The sequence below is a fragment of the Spiroplasma endosymbiont of Villa modesta genome, assembly GCF_964030925.1.
Taxonomy (GTDB): Bacteria; Bacillota_I; Bacilli_A; order Mycoplasmatales; family VBWQ01; genus Spiroplasma_E.
Genome location: NZ_OZ034992.1, coordinates 604,761 through 631,673 on the forward strand (window position 1 = coordinate 604,761; position 26,913 = coordinate 631,673).

Consider the following 26,913-nt stretch of genomic DNA (forward strand, 5'->3'; position numbering starts at 1 on the left):
TAATGCATATAGTTTATCTCAAATATTAGAGATAACTATTGCTAAATAATAGCATGTATAAAATGTATTGCAAATAATATACAAAAATCATACTTTATATTACATTAATTTTACTAATTAAAATGATAAATAAAAATCAGATTCAATTAACTTTAACACTTTTATTATGAAATAAATTTTATTTTGTAAATAAAATATTTTATAATAAAAATACTATTTATATATAGAATAGGGGTTACATAAATCCACTATTATAAATAGTACTACTTAAAGGGGGAGGAAATTATGAACAAATTATTAACATCAACACCAAAAAAAGATGGTTTTTTTGCCCCAATTGAATCAATAGAACATAAAGGCACATGAATGATTTGACCGCTTATGAAAGATAATTGACAAAAAGAATGTCAACCAGCACGAACTGTTTTTGCAAAAATAGCCAACTCGCCACTTAGCCCTTTTTACTAGACCATTAATTTAAAAAACCTGAATGTATTCTAAAAACAATTGTGTTATATAATTAACACTAATTTTAACCTGAAAGGATTTTTATTAATGGATAAAATTAAACAAATAGCATTAGTAATTAACAAATTAAATATCAAAGAAAAAATTAAAATTATTGATGATTGTAAAAATCAATATTCAATTAGAAACCTATGTCAATATCTTCAATTAAACAGATCAACATATTACTTTTTAAAAAATAAACAAAAACCTATTAAAAAAGAAGAAAATCATATTATTAAATGCAATCATAAATATCAAAAAATATGCCAACTTTTAATCGAATTTCATTCTACAAGAAAAGGCAGAATTTATGGATATTTAAGAATTTTTTCAGCTTTTAAAGAGTGATTAAAACAAGAAAAAAATATCATTTTAAATATAGAATTATCAATAAAACAAATGCGAAAAATTATGAAAGAACACAATATTCAAGGATTAAAACAAACTAAAAATAACTATCCTAAAAACAAAAAAAATCCAAATAAGTGAATACCTACAATGGATAAAGTAAACAAAGATTATAAAAGTACAACCTCTTCAAATCAAATTTGATCAATGGACACTAAACAAATAAATACTAAAGAAGGATGATTATATCTTTTTGTAATTATTGATTTTTATTCAAATAATGTTGTTAGTTATAATATTGCTCCTAATAAATCATATCAGGATTTAATTCTTCCTGCTCTTGAAAAAATCAACAAACAATTTTCTTGAAATCAAGTAAAAAATGTTATTTTACATTCAGATAACGCCAACGAATTTTATTGTCAGGATATCACAAAATGAGCAGAGGATAAACAAATAATTTTAAGCAAAAAACAACCTTATGATATTGGTGGTAATGTATTATCTGAAAACTGATTTTCTCATTTATCTCAAGAATGACTACCTAAAGGATCAAATCAATATTTATCCATCAATGAAGCTATAAATGATGTAAATCAATATGTTATGTTTTATAATTATGAAAGAATACATTCTAAATTTCTAAAACCACCAATTTTACAAATTAAAATTTAGAATTTTATATCAAAAATGGTCCAGTAATTAAGGGCCAACCACCCTCAATCAATAAACATGAACCAGTAAAAATTATTATTAATAAAAGTAATTGAAATGAAGCTCGCAAACTATTAGATCCAACTATCAAATTAATCGATATTAAATATCAAGATAGTTGAGCGCGTGATATGGGACCAATTTATTTAATAAATAAAAAAGGACAACGAAGAGCTGTTCATTTTCACTTCACTGCATGAGGCATGAAAAATGAACCAAATATTAATCCACCCAGTTGAAATTGAAATTATGAAATTGATAATAAAGTTGGAATTGAAATGACTAAAAATAGTAACATTGATTATTATCAAGCACCAATTGTATTAGAAGGCGGAAGCATTCATCAAGATGGTGAAGGAACAATTTATACTACAGAAGAATGTTTATTAAACCCTAATCGAAATCCTGATTTAACAAAAGAAGAGATTGAAGAACATTTAAAACAATAGACATATTCCGTAATTAAATTTTTTAAAAGTCAATTAATAATTTTAAAATTTATTTTATAATTTTGTTATTAACAATAAATTTAGAAAAGTGTTGATAAAAATGATTTTTGAAAATTTAAAAAAATTAAAAAATGAAGAATTTTACAGATATTTTGGTATAAAACGTTTTCATTTTAATGAAATGTTAGAAAAATTAATTGAAATAGAAAAATTAGAAAAAAATAAAGGTCGAAAAAATAAACTTTCAGTAGAAGAAAGATTAATGATGACTTTATTATACTGAAAAGAATATTATACTTTTTTTCAAATGAGTATTAAATCTAAAATGAGCCCATCAAGTTGTTTTCGAAATATTACTTGAGTAGAAAATAAACTTAGTAACCACAAAGATTACCAATTTTTAAAAGAAAGATATAAATTAAAAATTGATAAAAAACAAGAAAATTCAAATGAATTTCAATTTTATTTAATTGATTCAACTGAGATTGAAATTGAAAGACCAACTAAAAAAAACTACAGTTAGAATATTTTTTTGGTAAAAGTTGAATGTATTCTATAAAATTTCAAATTGTATATGATTTTTTTAATAAAAAAATTGTTGATATTTTTGCTGATAATGGTAAAGTGCATGATTTTCAAATATTAAAAAATTCAAATCTTGAATTTTCAGAAAAAACAATAATTATTGGTGATTTAGGATATCAAGGTATACAAAATATTTATAAAAATACAATAATACCAATTAAAAGAACTAAAAATAAAAAATTAACTAAACAAGAAAGAAAATACAATAAGATTGTATCTAAAATTAGAATTAAAGTTGAACATGTCTTTGCTTGATTGAAAAGATTCAAAATTTTAGTAAATAAATGTAGAAAATCTAAATTTAGACTTATGTACTTAAGATTTAACTTACTTTGTGAAATTTTTAATAAAATAAAACCATTAAAATAAAAAAAATATTAAAAATATTTTTTTAAAATTTAAATTTTTATCGAGTTAATATAAAAATATTATTAACAATTTTTTGTTTAAAATGTAAACTCATTTTTTAAACTATTTTTTCAAAAAATATTTATTTCTATATTCAATAACACTAAATAGTTTTAAAACAATTTCATTGACAATTAATTAAATTTAATTACGGAATATGTCCAATATTTAAATGCACAAAAAATAATATGAATTCCTCGTGGTGTTTATAATGATGAAACAAGTGGTCATGTTGATAATCTACTACATATCATTACACCTGGTCATGTTGTTTTAACATGAACTGATGATAAAAATGATCCTCAATATGAACGTAGTTTAGAAGCTTTAATGTTTCCTAAAAATAGTACAGATGCTAAAGGACGAAAAATAAAAGTAACTAAATTACATCAACCAGCACCATTATTTATAACTAAGTCAGAGGCAGAAAATCATGAAAAAAGTCCTCATTACAAATAAAACAATCATTATTCCCATTTTTAATGATCCAATATGGGATAAAAACGCAATTAATGTTTTGCAAAATTGTTTTCCTAATCATAAAATTAATTCATTTTATACACGTGAAGTACTATTAGGTGGTGACAATATTCACTGTATAACACAACAAGAATTATAAAAATAATAAATAAGCAAATTAAAACAATAAATCCCTTCTAAATTAGAAGGGATTTATATTCTAAAATTAATGTAAGAACAATTTAAAAAATAAATAATTTTATTTCTTTATTATTAGAAAGAAATAAAAACCTATTTGTTCAAGATTAACTTAATTCATTTTTAAATTCATAAATATGAATATCAGTTTTATCAACAACAAAACCAATAACATACGAAATACCACAAAGAAAATCAATAATTCTTCTTCGATCATTTTCAACAGTTGTTGTTAAATTAACTTTAATTGGTTTTTGTAAAATCATAGCATTAGCAACTGATTCAATTTCTTGATAATTTTTAGGAGCAAATTCTTGTATTTGTTCTTGAAAACTGGTTTTATAATTACTATTTTCATCATTGTCTTTATATTTTTTACTTCTTCATCCCATAATTAATTAAACTCCCTTTCGTCTTCGTAAAAATGATGGTAAATCATCATCTGCCTCCATTGCTGCTTCTTGGACTAAATTTTGTTGTTCTTCTTCTTTTTTCTTTGTTTGTTCTTTAATTTCTTCACTTAAATATTGAGTCTTATTGGTAATAAATTCATGATTATCAACTTTTGAACTATAAACAAAATTATTAGCATTGGCACCTTCTTCATCAAAACCAGTGGCAATAACTGTTACAATCATTTCATCATTTAAATTTTCATTAACAGCAACACCAAAAATGATATTAACATCATTACCCGCAGCATCACGAACTAAATCAACAGCAATATTAGCATCAGTTAATGTCATTGTTGTTCCACCAGTAACATTAACAATAGCATTTTTAGCACCCTTAATTGTCACATCATCAAGTAAAGGAGAAGAAATAGCTTTTGTTGCGGCTTGTTTAGCTTTATGTTCACCCTTTGACATTCCAATACCAAATAAAGCATTACCTTTATTTTCAATAATAGTACGAACATCAGCAAAATCTAAATTTATTAAAGCAGGAACAGCAATTAAGTCAGTAATAGTCTGTACACCTTGACGTAAAATATTATCTGCTTCTTTAAACGAATCTTTAAGAGGGATATTACCAATTACTTGTAATAATTTATCATTAGAAATAATAATAATTGCATCAACTTGTTTCTTTAAATTCTCAATTCCAACTATAGCATGAGCATTACGATTACGTCCTTCAAATTTAAATGGTTTAGTAACAATAGCAATTGTTAAAGCACCACATTCTTTAGCAATTCTTGCAACAATTGATGCAGCACCAGTACCAGTACCACCACCCATACCAGCAGCAATAAAAACCATATCTGCACCATCTAAAGCACGTTTAATTTCTGCTTCACTTTCAATTGCGGCTTGTTTACCAATTTCAGGATTAGCTCCTGCTCCAAGTCCCTTTGATAATTCTTTGCCCAAAATAATTTTATTTTCAGCTGGTGATGCATTAACTACTTGTGCATCAGTATTAGCAACATAAAAATCAACACCTTGTACCTCTGCTTCAATCATTCTATTAACAGCATTATTACCAGCACCACCAATACCAATTACCCGAATTGATGCTATTGGTTTAAATTGTGAATTATTATGTTCCATTTTGTTTTCCTCCTGAGTAATCAAATTGTCTTCTTCTATTTACTACCATCATTATACTGATAATTTGGTTGAAAGGGGGAATTATAATGCTTATTATCATGATTATTAGAATGCGTATAATGATTTAATTTTGATACAATTTCTGGTTTATGTATTGATGAAATATAATTATTACTAAAAACATTTACTAAATGTTGGTAGTGAGTATTACCGATTAAAGTAGTTCACTGATAACTATATGCACCAGGAGTTTGGCTGAGCATATATTTTACTTCTTTTAGTTTGCTATTATTTTTAAAATAGTTGGCAAAACCACATAAACCAATAGTAATTCCCGTAAAAATAATTTCCATATCTGAACTATTATTATCACTAACTTCATCAAGAAAATATTCAATACAAGAAATAATTTCATTAATTTGTTTTTTAACTGTTGCTTGTAAATCAGTTTTTGTTAAACGAACAATAGATTTTGTTTGATCATCAACATACTTATCAACAACAACATCGCATAAATAATTACTACTTATATTAATAATTTTTTGTAAATATCTTTCAGCTTTATCATAACCACAATGCATTTGCTTCATTAATGATTGAATTATTTGATTTCAACCAATTTTAATATTAGTTGTTGCAAATAATACTGAATTACTAAAAACACTAATCTTAGTACTATTAATATTTCAATCAACTAAAACTGTATTACGATTAAAATCAGTATTTTTAATATTACATACTAATGCAAATTGATCTAAAGTAACAGTTAACAATTCTGTTTCGGCATTAGTTAATACTTCGAGGTGAGAATTATATAAACTTTTAGGTAATGAATAAACTAAAGCATCAACATGCATAACTTGTCCTTTTTTAGCAATTGGTAATTGTTCATTACCAATTGCATGATCAACTTTAAAATTGTATGGTTTAGTTAAACAAATAATTTCACTATTATCAATAGTAATGTTTTTGGCCATTTCAATCACTTTACTACAATCTTCATCAGTGATAATGTGATTAGCAACTTTAAAATCAAGTGATGCTTGTGATTGATAAATTTTTAAATTATTTGAAGGTAAAGTTAAGGCAATACGTTGTACCTTTATATTTAAAGTATTATTAATTTTATTAATAATTTGCCTTAATAACTTACCTGTAGCAATTGAATTAATAATTACACCATTTTCAGAAAACTGTTCAGTATCAACAGTTTCTTTATATAAAACCTGAATTTGATTATTAACATAATTATTAACCATAACTTTTAAACTAAAATCTTCAATTTGACATACAACATATAGTTCTTGAAAATTCATATTGCTCACCTCCAAACATTTTTATGAATCAATATAAGTAATAACTCTTAGTTTTGCACTTCGTGCTCTTGGATTTTTATTTATTTCATCAGGCTTTGGTGTAATTGGTTTTTTAATTATTAACTGATATTTTGTTTTTCAATTATTATGAACTGGTAATTTAGCATATAATTGTGCTTGTGGATCAATTAAAACTTCATTAAAAGTTTGTTTAACAATACGATCTTCTAAAGAATGAAAACTAATAACAACAATTCTACCATTAGATTTTAATAATTTCAAAGATTGTTTTAAAGAAGATTTTAATGTTTCTAACTCGTTATTAACAGCAATTCTTAATGCTTGAAAAGTCTTTTTGGCAGGATGATGATGCTTATTTAATACTCTTACTGGTAATGATTTTTTAATAATCGTAACCAATTGTAAAGTGGTATCAATTGGTTGAAAAGTTCTTGTTTTAATAATATTTTTAGCAATACTACTAGCAAATACTTCTTCACCATAATTTTTAATAATTGTTTTTAATTGCTCATAATTATAATTATTAACAATATCTCACGCATTTAATTTTTGACTTTGATCCATACGCATATCTAACTTAGCATCTTTCATATAACTAAATCCTCTAATATCTTCATCAACTTGTGGTGATGATATACCTAAATCATATAATATACCATCAACTTTAGTAATATTTCTTTTTAAAAGCTCAGATTGAATATTTGCAAAATTACTTTTAATTATTTCATATTTATCTTTAAAATCTTTTAAAATAATTTTACTATTATCAATGGCCATTTGATCTTGATCAAAAGCATATAGTTTGCCAGAGGTAAGTTTTGATAGTATAACTTTACTATGACCTGCTCGTCCTAATGTACAATCGACATAAATACCATCAGGTTTAATATTTAAGAAATCAATTGCTTCTGTTAACATTACAGAAATGTGTCTTGCATTGATATTATTCATAATTTTTATATCTCATCTAGAGCTGCTGCCGCTGACTCAAATTTATCCTTGGTATCTTGATTAAAACTATTTCAATTAGTTTCTGATCAAATCTCAATTTTATTGGATAGTCCAATCATAATTACTTTTTGTTTAATATCAGCTAGTGTCAATAATGAATGTGGAATATTAATGCGACCTTTACTATCAATAGTTAATTCTTCTGAATTAGCAAATACTTGTCTTGCTAAAATTCTGGCTTCTTTCTGACCTTCGGATTGTGATAAGATTTTATCTTGTCATTTAATAAATTCAATTTCGTTACGAATAACTAAACAGCCTTCAAAACCTTTAGAAACAATAACAATCTCATTGTTATGAAAATAACTTCTAAACTTAGAAGGAATTATCATTCGTTTCTTTTCATCTAATGTTGATAATGATTGTCCTAGTAGCATAATATCACCCACACTTTCCCACTATTACCCATATTATATAACCTTTGGCATATAATTGCAATTGATTACTTTAAATGTATGACTAGTCAGTAAAATAAAAGAGCATACAATAATAAAAATAAAAACTCATTTACTTTAAAAAAATAAAAAAATGAGTTAAAACTTTTTAAACTTACCGTTTGTCAATATTATATGATTTTATAAAAAACAAATATAATATTTTATTATACTATTCTAAGTTTTATTATAGTTAATTACTTAGAAATTAAATACTTTTGATTAAATTAAATAGTGTCATTAATAAAAAAGTTTTTAAATTTAGGTAATTTATTAGAATTAGAAATTGCTGAACCAACAGCAAAATGAGTGTGATCTAGTACATTGGATACATCTCACTTTGAAAGATCTTGATCAAATAATACTGAGCCAGCAAACATACCACTCATACTTCTTACATTAGATACATCTCAATTTGAAATATTACCATTAAATGAAATAGCTCCAGCAAATACACTCAACATACTTGTTACTCTAGATACATCTCAAGTTGATAAATCTTGATTAAATTGTGAAGCACCCAAAAACATAAAATTTAAAGAAGTTATTTCTGGTGGTAATTTGTCAGGTACTTCTTTAATTGTTTCTGGCATTCTAACAACTTGAATTTCACCTTGTTGATTTTTATAAAAACCAATTTGAGTAATTTTAGTAGTTTTTATATTTGATAAATCTCTTTTATTAGTTGTTTGTTCTTTTCCATCTTTATCAATGTAAATTGTATCTTGTTGTATTTTATTATCTAAAAGTTCAATTTTTTGTGGAGTTTTATTTAAAACAGTATTTAAAGTTCCAATAGATGTCCCAAATGTTAAAACACTTAGTGCAGTAATCAATGTTTTCATATTGAAAACCTCCCTTTTTATTTTATTCAATAACTTTTTATTAAATCTATAAGTTATTTATATCTTAGAATGCTTTTTAAGATAATGCAATAACAAATATTTATACTCCCACAAAACACTACTTTTAGCATAACGTTAACAAATCAAACAATAAAAAACACTAGCAACAATAAAGATGCTAGTGTTTTTTATTATTAAATTTTAAAAATTTATTTAAATAAATTTAACAAAAAACTATTACTAATTAGCAACAAAAACTGAATTAACAGAGTTTAATGAAAATGAATCATTATCAATATTTGTTTCATTACATCTTGTCTTAAATTCTTCATCATTAATTAATAAAGTACCATTTTCTTCATTATCCAATATGCTCTGATTTTCATTATTAGTTTCAAAATCAATAGCATTTCAAAATTTATTTATTAATCAATTAGTAGTTCCAGAAACTCCATCAAGTGTAGCAAAAATTGGAGCAATAATTTTTGAATCAAGACCAGGTGTTCAAAATAATGATCCTCCTCCAAAAATTGCAGCAAAAGGACAAAATAAATTAAAACCATCTTCAATTGACTTTAATATTTTATTAGTTGCTGAATCTTTATTAGTAAAATAAATACGTGTAAGTGTTGTTGTTCCAGCCAAAACACCAGAAATAGCAGATATTTCAAAACTAATAAATGGTAGTAAATTAGGAATTGTTAAATCTCAATTACTTGCTTTAGTAAATATTGTTTTAATAAAATTAACATCTAATGTTGTAACTATATATGAGGTATTTGTTAATATTTTTCAAACTTCTATTAATGTTGCTACTTTTTTACTATCTGGTAAAAATGTAAATGCTGTCCCAAAAACACCCCTATTTAAAGCATTTGCTAAATTTAATCATTGTGAAACTTGACGAGCATTATGTAATAATTTAGTAGTTGCACCAGCACTACCAGCACCAATAGCATTTAAAGCAATAGTAATAATTTTTTTATACTGTTCTTGATTATTTATCATTTGATTACTCTTCTTTCTAAGTAAAAATTTCTCTAATTAAACAGCAAAAAAACCTGTTTAGGTAATAATACTAAACAGGCTTAATGATTTAAGCATATATTTCTTGTCTGTTCATATACATTATAAAATCAAAACATTTAAAAAACAATATTCAAAATAAAGAAAATAAAAATTATCTTAAGTAATGTAAATAATAATCTTTACTTAGATTATTAATAAAAAATTAAAAAAATGATTTTAAACAAATATTATTTAAAATCATTTTTTATTTATATTTTTTATTGTTTCTTCTTGAAACATTTATTTTATTTATTAAATTTTGGTCATTTACTAAGATCTGATGCAATGCCTGACTCAATAGCAAAATTATCATGGTTTTTTAATTTTTCAACTTTTCATTTTGAAATATTTTGATTAAAAGAAGTTGCATATGCAAACATACCACTCATATCTGTGACATTTGAAGTAATTCAAGTTGAAATATTACCATTAAATTTTCAAGTTCTACTAAACATACCACTCATATCTGTGACATTAGATACATCTCATTTTGATAAATCCTGATTAAATGATGATGAACCTTCAAATGATCCAGCAGCACTAAACATATTATTCATAGTTGTCACCTTCGACACAATTCAATCTGAAATCTTTTGATTAAATTTTACTGCCCCAGTAAACATATATTTCATAGTTGTCACCTTCGACACATTTCAATTAGTAATATTACCGTTAAATTCTCACGTTTTACCAAACATAGCAGACATATCTGTTACATTAGATACATCTCATTTTGACAAATCCTGATTAAATGTGGCTGCATAATAAAACATTTGTTTCATAGTTGTCACTTTCGACACATTTCAATTAGTAATATTACCATTAAATACTGATGTGGCACTAAACAGACTGCTCATATTTGTTACATTAGATACATCTCAAGTTGACAAATCCTGATTAAATGATTTCGCACGAGTAAACATATAACTCAAAGATGTTATTTCTGATGGTAGTTTGTCAGGTACTTTTTCAATTGTTTCTGACATTCTAGCAACTTGAATTTCTTCTTTCTCATTTTTATAAAATCCAATTTGAACAACCTCTTTACTTTCTATCTCTGACAAATCTTCTATATTAGTTTTTATTTCTTCTCCATTTTTATTTTTGTAAATTGTATCTTGTTGTGTTTTACTTTGAATGTAATTAGTTGTAATATTAGTTTTTTCTTCAATTGTATTTAAAATATTGATTAAATTTCCTGTGGTTGTTGCAAGTGTTAAAACACTTAATGTTGTTAATAATGATTTCATAATTAGTCCCCTTTATTTTCCCCAATAACTTTTTCTTAAATCTATAAGTTATCTATATTTTAAATTGTTTAAAGAGAAATGCAATAACTGACTTGTATATTAATATACTTTTTAAATTAAAATATCTAATTATTGAAGAAAATTATTAAAAATTATTGACTAATATGAAATAATTTTATTTTAAAGATTTTACTTGTAAGAAAATTAGCATTTTTAAATGTAATATCATAACTTTTATTATCTAAATTATTTTTAATTTTATAACTTAAAACTGCACTAACACTACCATCATCATGTTTAAATGTATTCATTGCAATATCACTTAAAGTAAAATAACTATTATTGTTAATATCAAAATATTTACTATACATATCTTTATATAAATTTTCTTGGTCCTTTAACATATTATCAAGAATACCATTATGATGTGTTTTATCAACTATTATATTTAGTAAGGAATTTAAACTACTAGTAGGAGTATTTAATCAATTAGAAAAGTTTGCAAGAACACTATCTTGTTTAAAATTAGTTTCATCACCAAATTGAACACCTAATAATTGTAATATTTCTTTAGTTTTACTAATATTATCTGTTGTTGGGTGATTAATAATATATTTAAGATTATTTAAAGCATTAATAAAATCTTTACTACCGAAAGTTAAATCTAAATATTTTACTAAATCTTTTAAATCAATTAATGGATTTGTTGTTAAATATTTATTAGTAAACTCAAATATTTTATTAATTGTGTCATTAATTGGAACATTTTTAATTGCTGATTCTAAACTATTAACAACTTGTTGAGGAATATCACTAATAGCTGAAATAAAAGAAAATTTCTTTTGAATCTCAGGTAATGTTCAATATGAATCAGTTCATGCAAAGGTAGCTTTCGCAATAATATCTTCACCAAAAGGTCCGGTCATTAAATTGGTAACTAATTTAAGCATATTATCTTTTGAAGATATTAATTCTTGAAAAATAGTTAATACTTTTTTTAGTTGAACTGTATTATTTTTAAGTGGTGTTTTATCATCTCAAGTAATACTATCAATACCAAGAGTTGGATTAGTTAATTTTAATACTTCACTTTTAACCATTGGTATTATTGTTTTTATTAAATAAGGTCATGCCACTGGATTTGTTAAAATCTTATTAAGAGTTTCACTAAATGTAACATTAAAATTATCAGAATTAAAACCGATAGGTCCAGCACCTCATAAAGCATATTTAATATTATCGCTAATCATTTCCCCAATATGTTTTCCTGATATTGACTTAAACATATAATTAAAATTAACACCAGCTATATATTCATAAAATTGATTTCAATTTCAATTTTTTGCTTCATCTTTAACATAGTATCACTTTTCATGACTTGGAATATTTCAAGCTTGAGCAAATGTCGCTTTCTTTGACATATAATTTTGCATTTTTTCAAAAGTAGTATTACCACTAAAATTATCTTCTTGATCTCAATCTGCTAATAATTCATCAATAGTATTAGTTATAATTGGAATATAATTAGTATAAGATAAGTAATCATTAATATTTGGTATTAAATTTTTAATATTTTTTAACATTCCATCAATCATATTAATAGTATCATCATTAGATAAAATAGAATTATTTAAATAATTTTTAAGCATTGGCAATATGTCACGATAACTATTATAGCTATTAATATTATTAGTGATAGAATCAACTTTAGATTGATTAATACCATTATGTTGAAATAAAGCCTGAATAGTATTAATACTATTACCATCTAAGTTACTAGTTCAATCATTAATAAAATCATTTCCAGTATTCTTACCTGTAAGATTATCAATTTGAATAGAAGGGGTTTGATTATACATATCATTTAATAAATTATTAGTATTAAAACCTTTATTTTTAGCAATTAATAACGATTTACCAACAATAGAGGTTTCATTAGCATACTTAGTTGCTGTTTTAGTATCAACATTGTTGTTGGCAAAATTATTAATACTAATATTGTTTGTATCAATTGTGAATGCTAAAAGCGACATGCTAGAACTTAATAAAAGGCTGGTAGTAAAAAATAAATTTAATTTTCGTCTCATATTTTACACTCCATTTATAATGATTTTCTTATTATTATAAACTATTACAAAATAATGTACAGTAAATTTATTTTTAAAAAAATATCTACTAATAAGTTAAATTAGTAGATATTTAATACATTTTAATTATGAATTTAATTAGATATTCCGTTTTTGTTAAGTTAGGACTAATAACTAGTAAAGGAATATTTATAAATTTATGAGAAAGTATGTTTATTATTTTTTTTGTTGTAGAAACATTAGTTTTTGGTGTAGAAGCATTAGTTTGTGTTTTATTAAAAACATGTGTTGGTTTAACTGAATGATTATTCTCTTGAGTAAAATGAGAATTTTTTTTGTGTTGATGTAATTTATTATTACATTTGATTAAACAAATGTTTAATCAAATGTAAGGGATTTACCATACAGTGATGATGGTGACATAAAATATCAACAATATTAGTTAATAAATAATTAACATTTTTATTAGCTTCCAAATTATGTTGGATAGGTTTTTCCAAAATGCTATAAAAAGTAGGAATAATATTATTATAATTAGCGATATCTCTTTCTTGTAAATATGTTAACATTTCCAATACTTTTTTATTATTTACTAAATCATTATTACTTTTAAACTTTCTATTCTTGATAATGCTACTATGATAAGAATTTGGATCACATAAACGATATTTTATTTTCCTTGATGATTTTATTTTCTTTTTTCTTAATTTCAGAAAAAATATTATTATAAAACCAATTAAAAAAATAATACTCATGATAATAATTAAAATAACTATTAACTTCATATGTTACTTCCACATTTTATTTTTAATTAATAAGTATTAATTTAACATTTTATTTTATAAAATAAAATACTTTTTATTAAAAATAATAACGTTTAGCAGAACCTATCTTTCTTTCAACTAAGCTAAATAAGATAAAGATAAAAATAAATCTTAAAATTTCAATACCAAGTAAAATAAATAATATAATTACTGAATGATTATTAAAATTAAGAATATTATTATCATATTCATCAGGTCTTGGTAGGTTAGGACTAAAATAAAGTACTACTAAAGTTAAAGCAAAAGATAAAGTAGCAATAATCGCATTTAAGGGTACTATTACTAGACCAGCACTTACTTTTTTGCTAGTATCTACTTTTAAATTTTTACTTTTATTACACAATTTAAAAAGATAGTAGTAAATAAAATAAAAAGAAACAATAAATAAAATATTAGCAATATTATCAAAGAAAATTTGAATTGGCGGATGATCACTATCTGCTAATAAATGTAATCAAGGTTCAATAATACCAATTGCTAATGTATAATATAAACCAATAATTGGTAAAGCAAAAGCAATAATTAATGAATCAAAAATTCTTAATGGTAAAATTACTCCCATAAACTGAATAGGTATTTCAATTAATGAAGAAGCAACAGCTAATCCCAATAAAATTCCTGTCAAAGTAATATTAAAAATTTGTTGTTTTGAATTAATCTTTATTTTTTTCTTTGTTTTTATATCTACTTTTTCTTTTTCTTGGTCAACACTTTTAACTATCATTATAACTTCTCCTTTTTAAAATAGGTATTTAATTAATTAAATACTTATTTATAAAAATTATAAATTACTTTTAATTAAAAAACAAGACATTTATTAATTTTTTATAAAAACTATTAATACTACTCTAATTTAGAAAATTAATTAACAATAAAAATATCATAATAATAATTTGATAGATAATTTTTATTAAAATAAAAATAACAAAAACTAAAAAAATAAATTATAATATTAATCATTAATTTAAATAATGTTAAATCCTTATATAGATATTTTTCTGTATTAGGATTTTTATTAAATAAAATTGCTAAAAGAAAAGGAAGATTAAAAGATGGCAAAAAAATATACACCAGAAATAAAAGAAAAATTATTACAATATTTACAAGATGGTAAAAGTTATGGTGAAATCAAAAAAGAAACTGGCATTTCAAAAACAACAATTTGAATTTGAAAGAAAAAAGCAAGAAAGAATGAACTTAAAGCAAAACATTCAGTCAACTCAGCTCCAAGAGATATATTAGAAGCAGCCATCAATATTGCAGAAATAAATTGTGATAATAATGAAAATCAAAATTATAAAGAAGAATTTTTAAATCAACAGCAAACAATAAATTTATTATCAGTAAATATTAACAAACAAATAGAAAACAACTATTTTGATAATTCAGAAGAAGATAGTGATTCAGAACGATTAGTAATTGATGAAGATTATAAAGAAGAAGTAAATATTTGAAGACCTTGAGAAGAGTCAGAAATAAAACAAAATAGTGAAGAATCTTTAGTAATAGAATTAAAAAAAGATCAATTAAAATATATTATTTAAATATTAAAATGTTGTACTAAAATTTGTACTGGCCTAACTAATAATAAATATAAAAGCAAAACTGAAGTAAATTTAATTAAATTAAATGGTGCAAATACAATTCAAATCTTATCTTTAAGATCACCAACACCATACATGTCTAAAATAAAAGCTCAATTATAAAAAGCACTAATTAATGATACTAAAATACAAGTAATAACAACTGTTGGTATTTCAATAATCATTAATCGTTTTCAAGAATTATTAGATTGCGTTTTTCAAAATGGTAATTGCTTAAATAATAATTTAAAACTACTATATAATAACAATAAAGTAATGGTACTTAACATATAAGCAAATTCACCAATTGGTTCAGCATTACCAGAAGGAAAATGAGGTAAGATTAAACTTAGTCAAGGAACAATAATGGCAATTAACAAACTATAAGGAAGTTTAATAATTAACAATGCAATTAAATTAATAGTATTACCAAAATCAATTTTTAAAAAAGGTAAAAAAATAGGTGGTGTTTCTAATAAGGTCATTAATGTTGTAACTGCCAATAAACTACTAATTAATGCTATCCTATGAGTAGTTAATTTTAAAGAATTATTAATATTACTTTTAAATTGTTGTCACTTTTTCTCATATTTTAAACTCATCTTTTACTCCTTAAAATACATTTATTATTTTAATTATATATAAAAAAACGTTTATTTATTATATAATAAAATTAATTTTTAAAAGGAGATGAAGTATTAATGAATAAAAGTGAAAATAACATTATGCAAATGGTAGTTGAAATTCCCAAAGGATCAAGTAATAAATATGAATATGATTGAAAATCTAAAACTATGATATTAGATCGTGTTCTTTATGGTGCTAATTTTTATCCCGGTGAATATGGATATATTCCTGAAACTTTAGATTATGATGGTGATCCTTTAGATATTATTAGTTTAATTACTTATCCAACTTTCCCTGGTTGCTTAGTAGAAGTTAGAGTTTTAGGAATGATTAAAATGATTGACGGTGGTGAAATTGATACTAAATTATTTGGTGTTGCTAATTCTGATCCACGCTTTAATGAGTATCAAGATCTAAAAGATGTACCACAACATTTACGTGATGAAATTGTTAATTTCTTTTTACAATATAAAGAATTACAAAAAAAGAAAGTCATAATTGAAGGTTGAGGTAACTTAAAAGAAGCATTAACTGAACTTACAACATGTAAAAATATGTTTAAACAATATCAAAATGAAATGAATAATTTACCAAAAGCACAATTAGTGTCATTATTAAACAAAAAATAAACAAAAAGTGTAATATATTTTTAATATATTAAATCATTTATCCTTAAATACAACTGAATAAAATTAAATAGATGAACAACTGTTCATAAAAGGGAATTAAGTAATCTTAAGCTACCCCAGCAACTGTGATACTGATAAAAGTTACATAATCCATTGAAATCAAAGATTTTGAGAAGGGTAACAAGTAAAATGAAGTTAAGCCAGTAGACCTATCTATTTAACACTATTAAACTAATCTCTGGGTGCAGATAACAGTTATATAATTTTAATTGATGTTTTATCTCCGATTAGTATAACTAAACCACCTTTATGAGGTGGTTTTAAATTTAAAAAATAAAGAAAGCCGAGAACAAATATGAGTAACCATGTCCAAAAATTAATTCGTATCTTGATTATTCCTTCATATGCAGCACTAGTTTTTGCTTTAAAAGAAGTACTAGCAATATTACCAAATATTGAAGTTGTAACTTTTCTATTAGCATTTTCAACATTAGTTTTTCCACTATATATGTCAATTACTATTCCTTTAATTTTTGCTTCATTAGAAATTCTACTTTACAGTGGTAATAGTTGAATATTTTTGTATTTTAGTATATGACCAATATTGGTCATAATAATTTGAATATTTCGTCATTTAATTAAAAAGCATTGATGAATTTTTGTAATTATTACAAGTTTATGAGGTTTTACTTTTGGTACATTTGATGCTCTAATTCATTTAATATTATTCGGTAAATCCAGTTTTTATCTTTACTGATTATCTGGATTAAGTTTTGATGCTATTCATGGCATTGGTAACTTCATGTTTAGTAGTTTTCTGTATAAACCAATTATCAGTATTTGAAATAAATATTTACAATATAATATTATTATTGATAATAATATTATTGAATAAAGCAATGATGAACAAACATCAAATAATGAATTATTAGTTGAACCATAAATATAAATTTATATTTAAATAATTAACTATTCATATAATATTATTTATATCATTAAACTGATGATGAAAAGTATTTATTTCAATCTCTTATTGAATCTTTTTCTTCTAAATTAAATGAATTTATATATTTTTTCAAATCATTTTCTTTTGCAAATAATTCTTTAAGATCTTCTTATAATAAGTTTTGCTCATTAATTAATATTTGCATATTAGTTTTTACTATATCATATTTTTCTTTTAAATTTTCTTTTTCCCTATTGGTTTTTATAAATTCATTTTTATTTTCACATAGTTCTTTTTCTGTTATTTTATTTCAATCATAAAAACCTAAAGTAATACATTTAATATAAAAATTAATTCTTGGATTTATTTTCTTTGTATTTAAATTAATAATAGATTTTCTTAATTTAGAACTTTTTGACTGTAAAGTTAAAAGTTCTTTTTCTAATTTCTTTAATTCTATTTTAAAATCAAGTATTTTAGGTAATAACTCAATATAATTTTTTTAAATTTTCTTTCCATATTTTATTAGTTTTTTCTTCATATTCTTTTTGTTTAACTAAAATATTACGCGCTTCACTTAATTTTTGAAAATTAATAGTTGCTTCTGGATTATTAGTATTTTTATCTGGATGTAATTTTAAAGATAAACGTCTAAAAGATGCATTAATTTCAGGAATTGTTGCACCAATAGATAAACCTAATAATTCATAATATTGTTCCATTTTTAGTTTTTTTCCTTTTTAATAAGCACTACTATATTCATAAATAATGGTTATATTTATGGTAAGTTTTGTACACGATCATTTACTGGTGTTTGACTAGTTAATTCTAAAGCATTAATTTCTTCAACAAATTTAGAACAAGAAAATTCTTTAGCTGGTGAAGTGTTTTTTATACTATTTTTTTTATCATTAATATTTTTTCATAATTCAGTTAATTTAATTAAATTATTTAACTCATCATTTATTTTTTTTCTTTCTAAACTAATATTTTCAAATATTATTTTTAAATCTGTTCGTTCATTAGTTTTTTCTTGTATTTCCTTTTTATTTTTATTTAGTTTTTTTTCTATTCTTTTATTTTTATTAATACAACCAAAACTAAACATTGTAATAATAAAATTTTTAAAATTGCCGATTTTTTGTTTTTCCAAAAAAACATTTTCTTCTAATAAACTAGTTATTTTAGAAGTAGCATCAGTAATTACATCAATATAATCTGATAATATTATGGTTCTTTTTTCAACTTCTTTATCTAATACTTCAATTTTTTCATTAAATACTTGAATTTGTTCAATTGATAATGATTTAATATCATCTTCGGTAAGTAATTGAATTTGCTCATCTGTAAATATTTTAATTTGTAAATCTTGTTTATCCTTATCCTTATCTAATGGCATATTTTACTCCTTATTTAATAAGCATTTTTGTTAAGTTGTTTTTTAACTTCATTAATCATTTTTTCTAATTGATTAATTGCTTCTATTTGTTCTGCAATTCCTTTTTTAGTTTCCTTAGAAACAGAAACTGTTTCTGATTCACTTTGTAATTTTATTAATTTATCTTTTTCTTTTTGTAATTTTTCTTGTCCAATTTCTATTTTTGATTTTAACTCATTGCTAGATGTTTGTGTTTTACTTTCTTGCTGTTCCATAAGTTCATCTCCTTTTTAACATAAAAAACCCATTTGCTTTAAAATTAAAACAATGGGTTTAAAAACATTATAAATTCATTATATGCCTTTCTAAGTGAAAATCAATTAAAAACATAATAAACTTCCTTTTTTAAATTTTTACTGGAATAAAATTTTATTAACTAATATCTTTACTCCATAAATGCTCATAACTTATATTTTCTAAAATTTAATAATCAAGTAATAATATAAGCACTAATATAAACAATAATATTAATAGCAAAAGCTAATAAAAAATATCATCAACGAAAAATAATTGGATAAATAACATGACTAAAAGTAATTAACTGTTGTGCTAATATATTAATTAATATTGGACTAATAAAAACACTAAAAACTGAGAAAATTAAAATTAAAGGGACAATAATTATAATAAAATTGTACGATACTTCCATAGTATTATATCCCAATACTTTTAAAATATTAATCAATATTCAATTATCACGAACTAAAATATTAGTAACCAAAGTCATAATCATAAATGATAATATAATACTACAAATTGCAAAAAAACCAATAAGTAATTGAATACTTATTTCATTATTTTCCAATGCTGCTTTTTCATTACCAATTGGAACAATACCACTCAAAGAACTAATAAAACCACTAGAACTAATGTAGTCAGTATTCAAAATTTTAGTTAAATCAAGATTATAATTATTTTCAGTATTAATAAAAGTTAAGTAATGTCGTAACTCATTATCATTAAATTTACTCATTTTGGCATTATTAATTAATAATCCTGTATTTTCATTAATAGCACTATTTAAAAGTGATTGTGTTACTAATAATGTTGACATTCCTAAATTCCTAAAGCCATCATAAATAATACCAATTAAATATTTTTTATTACCATTAAAATCAAAATATGGATATAAAATTGCTTTACCAATATTGTTACCATTACCAGTACTAGTATTGGATGCTGGGGCATTAGATGCTGCAATTGGTAAAAAGGTAACATTTGGAGCATTAGTACTAGTAATATGTAATTGTTTTTTTACATTGTTAACATTTTAGTAAATTCTTTATCTAATCAAAAATCAGAAGTGTTCATTGTATCATTGTTCATATTAATAAATTTTTTAAATTTACTATTAATTAAATTAGGTTTAATAAAATTATTACTATTTGCATTAATACCATAGATAGTTTGTCTTATTGTAACTTCATTGCTAAAGCATGAATCATTAAAAGTTTGAGTTACACTATCATAAGTATTACCAATAGCATTGTTATGACTAAAATCCAAATCATAAGAATCTTCAATATTCAATTTAATAAAAGGTAACTCATTTTGTTCCTGATAAGGAATAATACCAAAACTAATTAATAAATCATTATTATTACCACTTTCATTTGTTAAATAATTAATAATATTTATTTGTTTTGCACACTGTTTTTTAAATGTTTGTGGTAATAAATTTCATGTTGTCGATTTTTCAAAATTTTTACGCATCTTTAATAAATCGCTACCCAAAATATATTTATTACGTAAATCGCGAATAACGGGGGCTGGATTATTAGGATTTATTAAATATGAATCAATAGCATCTTGTAAATCTTGTTTAAGTGATACTCCTGATTCTATTTGTGAAACTGGAGCAATGTTATAAAGCAACTGCTTGTTATTATTAATAAAATTATTTTCAATGTCTTCATAATGATAACTATTTAAATAATTAAAATTAATCCCTTCAAATTGTAATGATAACATATCATTAACTAAACCACTAGCTGCAATTGAAAATAGCATCAATGTGGCAGCAAAAATACTAACTATACTAATGATAACTAATTTACCAAAACTGCGCATGCTAATAGTTATTGCCAATTTATTATGATAACTAATATCGCCAATAACTTTAACACTAATAAAATTAAAAATTTTGCTAATATTTAAATGATGATATTTTTTAAAATTTTTACTACTAATTAAGTCAAGTGGTTTTTTTTGTAAAAATAAATAAACTATAAAAAAACTAATAATTACTAATAACAATAAAGGAACAGTTACCACAATAATTGTCATATGCACATTTATATATCATCCATAGTTAATTAGCGCTAAATATAAGTTATGACTATTAATAAGAATATGACTAATAAATACCGATATTAAAACACCAATAATAGCAAAAATAAATAAAGGTCAAATAATAGCTAAAACTAAAGAAATTGTTAATTGTCAATTTTTATAACCCAATGCTTTTAAAATTTCAATTAATTTATGATTATGATGAATCATCTTTCATACTACCATTAAAATAATAACACTAGTAACAGTAAAAATTAATGTTAAAAATATTATACCAACATTTTGTGTTAAATTAATTCGCTCATTTAAGAAAAAAATAGCATTTTCATTATAAGGTCTTCATAAATAATCATCATTTGTTAAAATACTAGCAACATTAGCAAAATTTATACCATTAGTAAGATTTTGATAATGATGACCATATGCTAATTGATTATGTAATATATTATATAATCATGGATTTAAACTACGTTCAGGATAAACGGGATTAAAACTATTTTTTGTTTATTTTTATCAATAAAACCCTTAAAATCATTATTGATGTTAACCATTGTATTACTATTAACTAACAAAAGCAACGGTTTTATTTTTTGGATCCATCAATCCACTAATATTATTGGCAATAAAAGCACTATTTCGACTAGTAACAAATCCTCTAACAGTAAAAGTACGATTAACAATATTGTACTTATCACCAATTTTTAAATTATTATTATTAGCAAATTGTTCATAAATTAAAATTTCATTATCTTGTAATGGTAACTCTTCCAAACTTTGTTTATAATTACCTACTAAAATTGGTGGATCAATAATATTTTTAGGAACTGTTTGTGTAAAGAGAAAAGATTTACCGGTCATTAATAAATCATTAACTAAAGTATATTGATTTCATTCAATATTTTGAAATAACATCCCATTAATAATTAAAAAATATAGTTGTGATTGCAAAGAAATATCAATTGTATTATATTCATGATTAGCGTATGATATTTTATGATAAATTTCATCTTGATAAATTTTTAATGCTTTATCATTTAAAATAAAATAGTTTACTTGATTAATATTTGTCTTTCCATCATAAACATAACTATTAATTAAATTACGCATTGCATTTTTATATTCTTCAGAAGAGTTATAACCTTGATGATAATCATTAGGAACTAATAGTTTAAAATCAACATAATCATGATGATATTTAGTAGATATATTATTTCCAATTTGTAAATAATTATTAGCATGAGAATCACTTAAATCACTACTACCATTAAAAATAAAACGATAAGTATCGGTATTAGCATTAACTAAAGCAATTTGAAAAGTTGCATGATTTAATTTAAAAGTATCAATACTATCATCTTGTTTATAATATGACATATTTCCAATCATAATCCTAAATGTGTTTTATAATAACTATATTCTTTTTCAAAACTATTTTTTCAATTGGTAATTCATTTAATTCTTGAAAATTAGTATTTTGACTAATATCATTTAAATATTGATTTTCTACATATTGATCAGAAAATTGAATGCTTAAAAAAGTTATAATCATAATCATAACTAAAAAGCCTAACCCTAAAACTTGAATAATATTTTTTCTTTGTTCACGCAAATAATTAAAAAATATTTTTACCATATTCCACTAATCTCAGTTGATACTTCAAATTAATTTTATCAATTTAAAAATATTTTTTAAAATTAAAACATTTTAATGTGTAATTTTTTATTTAATAGCAGCAAACCAGATTATATATTATTTAGTTAATGTCATTAATTGTTTATTATTAACGTTTAACTTTCAAGTAATAATGTATGAGACTAAATAAATTAAAATATTTATACTAATCATCAATGCAAAATATCATCAACGAAAAACAATAGGAAATGCGATTTTTGCAAAAGTTGCTAATAAATTAGAAAGTACCATTACTAAAGAAGGAACAATAAAAACAGCAACCAAACTACTCATTACCAATGCCGGTATTATTACCAGAAAGAAATTATAAGAAACTTCTAATGCAGTATAACCTAAACTTCGTAAAATATTAATTAATATTAAATTATCACGAACACTAATATTAGTAACAATAACAATAATCATTAATGATAATATAACACTAAAAATACCAAAAAATGAAATGATTATTTGTAAACTATATTGATTATTCTTCATAATACTACGTAAATTGCTAATATCATACACTGATGATAATGAAGTACTAATACCTTTACTTTCCAAATATCTTGAGTGTGAAATTTGTGCTAAATCAATATTATAATCATTTTTATTACTAATAATTGGTAAGTAATGTTTAAACTCATTATCAGTAAATTTGCTTAATTTACTATTAGCAAAATTATTTTCTAATAAATCACTTTTACTACCAAACAAAATATCATTAAGCCAAAGTTTAGGCATTACTATTATTTTTGGATCTAATTTATTAATATAATCATAAGCAATACCAATTATATATTTTATTTGATTATCTAATCCTTTATACCTATAAATAACACTATTATTAAGTTGTTCTCCACCATTATAAACATTGGCAACCGAAGGTAAAGCAGAAGTAGCCATTGGAATAAATTGAACAGCACTACTATCTGGATTTTTAATTCCTAATTTTTGAATTAAATGATTACGAATATTAATAAATTGTTTATCTTGCCAATTATTAGAAACTTCCATATCAGCTAAATTTAATTTACTAAAAGTAGAGAAATCACTTATACTAAAATTTAGAGATAAAAAATCACTTAAACTATCATCAATACCATAAGCAGTTCTTGGTACACTTCAATTTTTAAAAGATTCTTTTGATAAGGTTTGTGTATCATTATCAAAAACAGCACCACGCTGATTAGGAAGTAACAGATTAGCCTTATCAAGTTCTAATTGTGTGTATGGTACTTCATGCTGTTCATCATAAGGAATTAAACCAAAACTTATCATTAAATCAGTATTGTTTTTACCGTTATTATTGGTTAAATAATTAAATAATATTTTATTTTTTTCTAAGAAATCCTTAACTATTGGTGGAATCTTTGATGGATTAGCAGCAATTCACTGTTTTATTTTTAATAATTCACTACCCATAATATAACGATTTTGAACATTAATCATAATTGATTTATTAGGATTAAGAGGATCAAATCGTTTAATTGCCGCTAATAATTCTGGATATAATGAAATTTTGCTTTTAATATTATCAACACTATTAAATTGATACATTAATTTATTTTCGTTATTAATAAAGTTAGTTTTAATATTATCATCAAATTGATAACCATTTTGATAATTAAAATTAGTTCCCGCAAATTGTGAACCTAACATATTATTAACTAAACCACTAGCAGCAAGCGCAAAGAATACTAATGTTGCAGCAAAAATACTAGTAAAACACATAATTAATGTTTTACCAAAACTACGTAGTGAAGTAGTAACGGCCAACTTATTACGATAACTAAATCTACCAATCACATATCTTGCAATAAAAGTAAAAGTTGAACTAATATTTATTTTATATTTTTGTTTTGAAATATTATTAGTAATTAAATCTAAGGGTTTACTTCTTAATAAGAATAATACCATTAAAAAACTAATGAAAGTTAAATTAATGATTGGAATAACAAGTAATAAAATAGCGGTAACAATATTAAAGTACCAACCATAACTAATTAAGGCAACAGTACTAATATTAGTAATATAAATTAAATAATGCGCAACTGGAATCGAAATTAAAACACCAATAATAGCGAAAATAATTAAAGGAGCAATAATTGAAATTACTAATGATATACTTAACTGTCAACTTTTATATCCTGTTGCTTTTAAAATTCCAATTAATTTTTTATTACGATCAATCATTTTAAAAGTAATAATAAAAATAATAATAGTAGTCACAATAAAAATCAAAATTAAAAATAAACTAGAAATCTCTTCAATAACATTAATTCTATTATTAATGGAACTAAAAGATCATTCTTGCATACTAGTATAAAATCTAAGATTATTGATATTTAAAGGTGAAACTATTTTATTATAATCAATACCATTATTATAATATTTTGTACTTGCTATATCAGTAGGTGTTTTATAAGTTGCATGAAGATAATTATAAATTCATTCATTGTTTATTTGTGCATTGTTTATTTGTGAATCAATATTTTTAGCCAAATCAGGATTAATACCTAAAAAAAAATCATCAATATTACTGCTAAATGCCTTTAAATCGGATTCAACTTTGCGCATCGTATTACCATTAGTAAAAGCGACAGTATTATTTTTTAAATCAAGTGAATTACCAAAATAACGACCAACAAATGCTGCTAATGAGCTTGTAGCATAACCACGAATAATAAACGTTTGTCCAGCAATTACATAATTTTGACCAATATGTAAATTATTTAGTTCAGCAAAATGTTTGTAAATTAAAATTTCATTATCTTGTAATGGTTTTTCTGTTAAACTTGGACCACCATCTTTGACAATAATTGCTTTATTAACAATATATTCGGGTCCTGTTTCAATAAAAGCAAAATTTTTACTAGTAATTAATAAATCACGGACCATAACAGCATGTTGTCATTCAATATCTTTATATAACATTCCCATTGACATTATTTCATATAACTTAGCTTCATTTTTAATATCTATTTCACTATAGTTTCGATTAGCATATGACAATTGTCCCTTAAAATTATCGTTATAAAATTGTAAAGCAGCTTCACTAGTAATCATAAAATTTGTTGCATTTTCTGGATGTAATGGATCATATAGATATTGATTAATCATATTAGCATATTGTTCTATCGTTTCTTTATGAGTATCATAAGATGGATAATTAATAGGAATATTAATTTTAAAATCAATATAATTATGGCTAGTATCATTAAAAAGACTATCACCAATAGCAAAATATTCTTTACTACTAGCGTCCCCACCATGAAAAGTAAAACGATATACATCAGGTCTAGTAGCATCTGGTATTGTTAACTGAAAAGTAGCTTTTGCCATCTTTTCTTTATCAATAGTATTATCTTTTTGATAATAATTAATATTATTTAAATAAGAACCAGCTTTATCTTTTTCATTATATTTTCCATCAAAATTAACATATTCTACTGGTGAAAAAAATGTATATTGATTAAATTCATTATGAGCAATATCGTTAACATATTGTTCAAATAAATAATTATTAGAAAAATTTAATGATAAAAAGGCAATAATCATAATCATTACTAAAAAACCTAAACCAAACATTTGTAATAAATTGTTTTTTTGTTCACGAATATAATTACGTAATAATTTAAACATG

At 23.1% G+C, this 26,913-nt stretch carries 28 protein-coding genes, 1 pseudogene and 1 riboswitch; of the genes and pseudogenes, 10 read left to right on the top strand and 19 right to left on the bottom strand.

What is annotated here, in order from left to right; all coding sequences use genetic code 4:
• Positions 1 to 285 precede the first annotated feature (285 nt).
• From AAHM89_RS03910 to AAHM89_RS12795, 6 genes and pseudogenes are all read left to right on the top strand, one after another.
• On the top strand, positions 286 to 468 hold the full coding sequence (locus tag AAHM89_RS03910) for a hypothetical protein (RefSeq protein ID WP_342266062.1): 183 nt from the start codon (positions 286 to 288) through the stop codon (positions 466 to 468).
• Positions 469 to 555: 87 nt separating this feature from the next.
• A complete protein-coding gene (locus AAHM89_RS03915) occupies positions 556 to 1,533 on the top strand; it encodes an IS3 family transposase (RefSeq protein WP_342265776.1) in 978 nt (325 codons plus the stop codon).
• A gap of 77 nt (positions 1,534 to 1,610) precedes the next feature.
• On the top strand, positions 1,611 to 2,021 hold the full coding sequence (locus tag AAHM89_RS03920) for an agmatine deiminase family protein (protein ID WP_342267296.1): 411 nt from the start codon (positions 1,611 to 1,613) through the stop codon (positions 2,019 to 2,021).
• 100 nt (positions 2,022 to 2,121) lie between these two features.
• Positions 2,122 to 2,544 carry a transposase family protein gene (locus tag AAHM89_RS03925; protein ID WP_339045912.1) on the top strand — a complete coding sequence of 141 codons (423 nt, stop codon included), beginning with the start codon at positions 2,122 to 2,124 and terminating at the stop codon, positions 2,542 to 2,544.
• Positions 2,545 to 2,567: 23 nt separating this feature from the next.
• A complete protein-coding gene (locus AAHM89_RS03930) occupies positions 2,568 to 2,975 on the top strand; it encodes a transposase family protein (protein ID WP_339045908.1) in 408 nt (135 codons plus the stop codon).
• A gap of 201 nt (positions 2,976 to 3,176) precedes the next feature.
• Positions 3,177 to 3,633: pseudogene (locus AAHM89_RS12795) on the top strand (agmatine deiminase family protein); the annotation flags it as partial.
• Between the two features lie 145 nt (positions 3,634 to 3,778).
• Here the strand turns inward: AAHM89_RS12795 and sepF are convergent.
• From sepF to AAHM89_RS03975, 9 genes are all read right to left on the bottom strand, one after another.
• On the bottom strand, positions 3,779 to 4,063 hold the full coding sequence (gene sepF / locus AAHM89_RS03935) for a cell division protein SepF (RefSeq protein WP_174480582.1): 285 nt from the start codon (positions 4,061 to 4,063) through the stop codon (positions 3,779 to 3,781).
• Positions 4,064 to 4,069: 6 nt separating this feature from the next.
• Complete coding sequence (gene ftsZ / locus AAHM89_RS03940; RefSeq protein WP_252320022.1) at positions 4,070 to 5,224, bottom strand: cell division protein FtsZ; 1,155 nt, start codon at positions 5,222 to 5,224, stop codon at positions 4,070 to 4,072.
• 35 nt (positions 5,225 to 5,259) lie between these two features.
• Complete coding sequence (locus AAHM89_RS03945; RefSeq protein ID WP_342267000.1) at positions 5,260 to 6,540, bottom strand: hypothetical protein; 1,281 nt, start codon at positions 6,538 to 6,540, stop codon at positions 5,260 to 5,262.
• A gap of 21 nt (positions 6,541 to 6,561) precedes the next feature.
• On the bottom strand, positions 6,562 to 7,512 hold the full coding sequence (rsmH, locus tag AAHM89_RS03950) for a 16S rRNA (cytosine(1402)-N(4))-methyltransferase RsmH (protein ID WP_252320018.1): 951 nt from the start codon (positions 7,510 to 7,512) through the stop codon (positions 6,562 to 6,564).
• 5 nt (positions 7,513 to 7,517) lie between these two features.
• Positions 7,518 to 7,949 carry a division/cell wall cluster transcriptional repressor MraZ gene (mraZ, locus tag AAHM89_RS03955; protein WP_252320016.1) on the bottom strand — a complete coding sequence of 144 codons (432 nt, stop codon included), beginning with the start codon at positions 7,947 to 7,949 and terminating at the stop codon, positions 7,518 to 7,520.
• Positions 7,950 to 8,233: 284 nt separating this feature from the next.
• Positions 8,234 to 8,851, bottom strand: coding sequence for a BspA family leucine-rich repeat surface protein (locus tag AAHM89_RS03960; protein ID WP_342267001.1), 618 nt, complete (start codon positions 8,849 to 8,851; stop codon positions 8,234 to 8,236).
• Between the two features lie 240 nt (positions 8,852 to 9,091).
• Positions 9,092 to 9,859: a hypothetical protein gene (locus tag AAHM89_RS03965; protein WP_342267002.1), complete on the bottom strand. Its 768-nt coding sequence runs from the start codon at positions 9,857 to 9,859 to the stop codon at positions 9,092 to 9,094.
• A gap of 305 nt (positions 9,860 to 10,164) precedes the next feature.
• The gene (locus AAHM89_RS03970; RefSeq protein WP_342267003.1) at positions 10,165 to 11,169 is read right to left on the bottom strand and encodes a BspA family leucine-rich repeat surface protein; all 1,005 of its coding nucleotides are present in this window, start codon (positions 11,167 to 11,169) and stop codon (positions 10,165 to 10,167) included.
• Positions 11,170 to 11,321: 152 nt separating this feature from the next.
• Positions 11,322 to 13,202, bottom strand: coding sequence for a hypothetical protein (locus tag AAHM89_RS03975; protein ID WP_342267004.1), 1,881 nt, complete (start codon positions 13,200 to 13,202; stop codon positions 11,322 to 11,324).
• A gap of 263 nt (positions 13,203 to 13,465) precedes the next feature.
• On the opposite strand from AAHM89_RS03975, the gene AAHM89_RS03980 reads away from it, so the two are divergent.
• Positions 13,466 to 13,648, top strand: a complete 183-nt coding sequence (locus AAHM89_RS03980; protein ID WP_342267005.1) for a hypothetical protein — start codon at positions 13,466 to 13,468, stop codon at positions 13,646 to 13,648.
• Between the two features lie 469 nt (positions 13,649 to 14,117).
• On the opposite strand, the gene AAHM89_RS03985 is transcribed toward AAHM89_RS03980, so the two are convergent.
• On the bottom strand, positions 14,118 to 14,804 hold the full coding sequence (locus AAHM89_RS03985) for a hypothetical protein (protein ID WP_342267006.1): 687 nt from the start codon (positions 14,802 to 14,804) through the stop codon (positions 14,118 to 14,120).
• 328 nt (positions 14,805 to 15,132) lie between these two features.
• Here AAHM89_RS03985 and AAHM89_RS03990 point away from each other — a divergent pair, with 328 nt between their 5' ends.
• Positions 15,133 to 15,624, top strand: coding sequence for a hypothetical protein (locus AAHM89_RS03990; protein WP_342267007.1), 492 nt, complete (start codon positions 15,133 to 15,135; stop codon positions 15,622 to 15,624).
• Here AAHM89_RS03990 and AAHM89_RS03995 read toward each other — a convergent pair.
• Complete coding sequence (locus AAHM89_RS03995) at positions 15,621 to 16,265, bottom strand: hypothetical protein (RefSeq protein ID WP_342267008.1); 645 nt, start codon at positions 16,263 to 16,265, stop codon at positions 15,621 to 15,623. The genes AAHM89_RS03990 and AAHM89_RS03995 overlap by 4 nt on opposite strands.
• Positions 16,266 to 16,364: 99 nt before the next feature.
• Between AAHM89_RS03995 and AAHM89_RS04000 the strand changes: the two genes are divergently transcribed.
• Together AAHM89_RS04000 and AAHM89_RS04005 are read left to right on the top strand one after the other, a co-directional pair.
• Positions 16,365 to 16,919 carry an inorganic diphosphatase gene (locus AAHM89_RS04000; protein WP_342267009.1) on the top strand — a complete coding sequence of 185 codons (555 nt, stop codon included), beginning with the start codon at positions 16,365 to 16,367 and terminating at the stop codon, positions 16,917 to 16,919.
• Between the two features lie 52 nt (positions 16,920 to 16,971).
• Positions 16,972 to 17,150: riboswitch (cobalamin riboswitch) on the top strand.
• Positions 17,151 to 17,274: 124 nt separating this feature from the next.
• Positions 17,275 to 17,814, top strand: coding sequence for a hypothetical protein (locus AAHM89_RS04005; protein ID WP_342267010.1), 540 nt, complete (start codon positions 17,275 to 17,277; stop codon positions 17,812 to 17,814).
• A gap of 527 nt (positions 17,815 to 18,341) precedes the next feature.
• On the opposite strand, the gene AAHM89_RS04010 is transcribed toward AAHM89_RS04005, so the two are convergent.
• The 8 genes from AAHM89_RS04010 to AAHM89_RS04045 form a co-directional block, all read right to left on the bottom strand.
• A complete protein-coding gene (locus AAHM89_RS04010; protein ID WP_342267011.1) occupies positions 18,342 to 18,587 on the bottom strand; it encodes a J domain-containing protein in 246 nt (81 codons plus the stop codon).
• Positions 18,588 to 18,643: 56 nt separating this feature from the next.
• Positions 18,644 to 19,264, bottom strand: coding sequence for a hypothetical protein (locus AAHM89_RS04015; protein ID WP_342267012.1), 621 nt, complete (start codon positions 19,262 to 19,264; stop codon positions 18,644 to 18,646).
• Positions 19,265 to 19,278: 14 nt separating this feature from the next.
• The gene (locus tag AAHM89_RS04020) at positions 19,279 to 19,518 is read right to left on the bottom strand and encodes a hypothetical protein (RefSeq protein ID WP_338987578.1); all 240 of its coding nucleotides are present in this window, start codon (positions 19,516 to 19,518) and stop codon (positions 19,279 to 19,281) included.
• Between the two features lie 170 nt (positions 19,519 to 19,688).
• Positions 19,689 to 20,357, bottom strand: a complete 669-nt coding sequence (locus tag AAHM89_RS04025) for an FtsX-like permease family protein (RefSeq protein ID WP_342267013.1) — start codon at positions 20,355 to 20,357, stop codon at positions 19,689 to 19,691.
• A gap of 200 nt (positions 20,358 to 20,557) precedes the next feature.
• Positions 20,558 to 21,820 carry an ABC transporter permease gene (locus AAHM89_RS04030; protein WP_342267014.1) on the bottom strand — a complete coding sequence of 421 codons (1,263 nt, stop codon included), beginning with the start codon at positions 21,818 to 21,820 and terminating at the stop codon, positions 20,558 to 20,560.
• A 336-nt stretch (positions 21,821 to 22,156) separates the two neighbouring features.
• Positions 22,157 to 22,969, bottom strand: a complete 813-nt coding sequence (locus tag AAHM89_RS04035) for a hypothetical protein (protein ID WP_342267015.1) — start codon at positions 22,967 to 22,969, stop codon at positions 22,157 to 22,159.
• A 16-nt stretch (positions 22,970 to 22,985) separates the two neighbouring features.
• Positions 22,986 to 23,228 carry a hypothetical protein gene (locus AAHM89_RS04040; RefSeq protein WP_342267016.1) on the bottom strand — a complete coding sequence of 81 codons (243 nt, stop codon included), beginning with the start codon at positions 23,226 to 23,228 and terminating at the stop codon, positions 22,986 to 22,988.
• Between the two features lie 117 nt (positions 23,229 to 23,345).
• Complete coding sequence (locus AAHM89_RS04045) at positions 23,346 to 26,912, bottom strand: ABC transporter permease (protein WP_342267017.1); 3,567 nt, start codon at positions 26,910 to 26,912, stop codon at positions 23,346 to 23,348.
• Position 26,913: the final 1 nt, after the last annotated feature.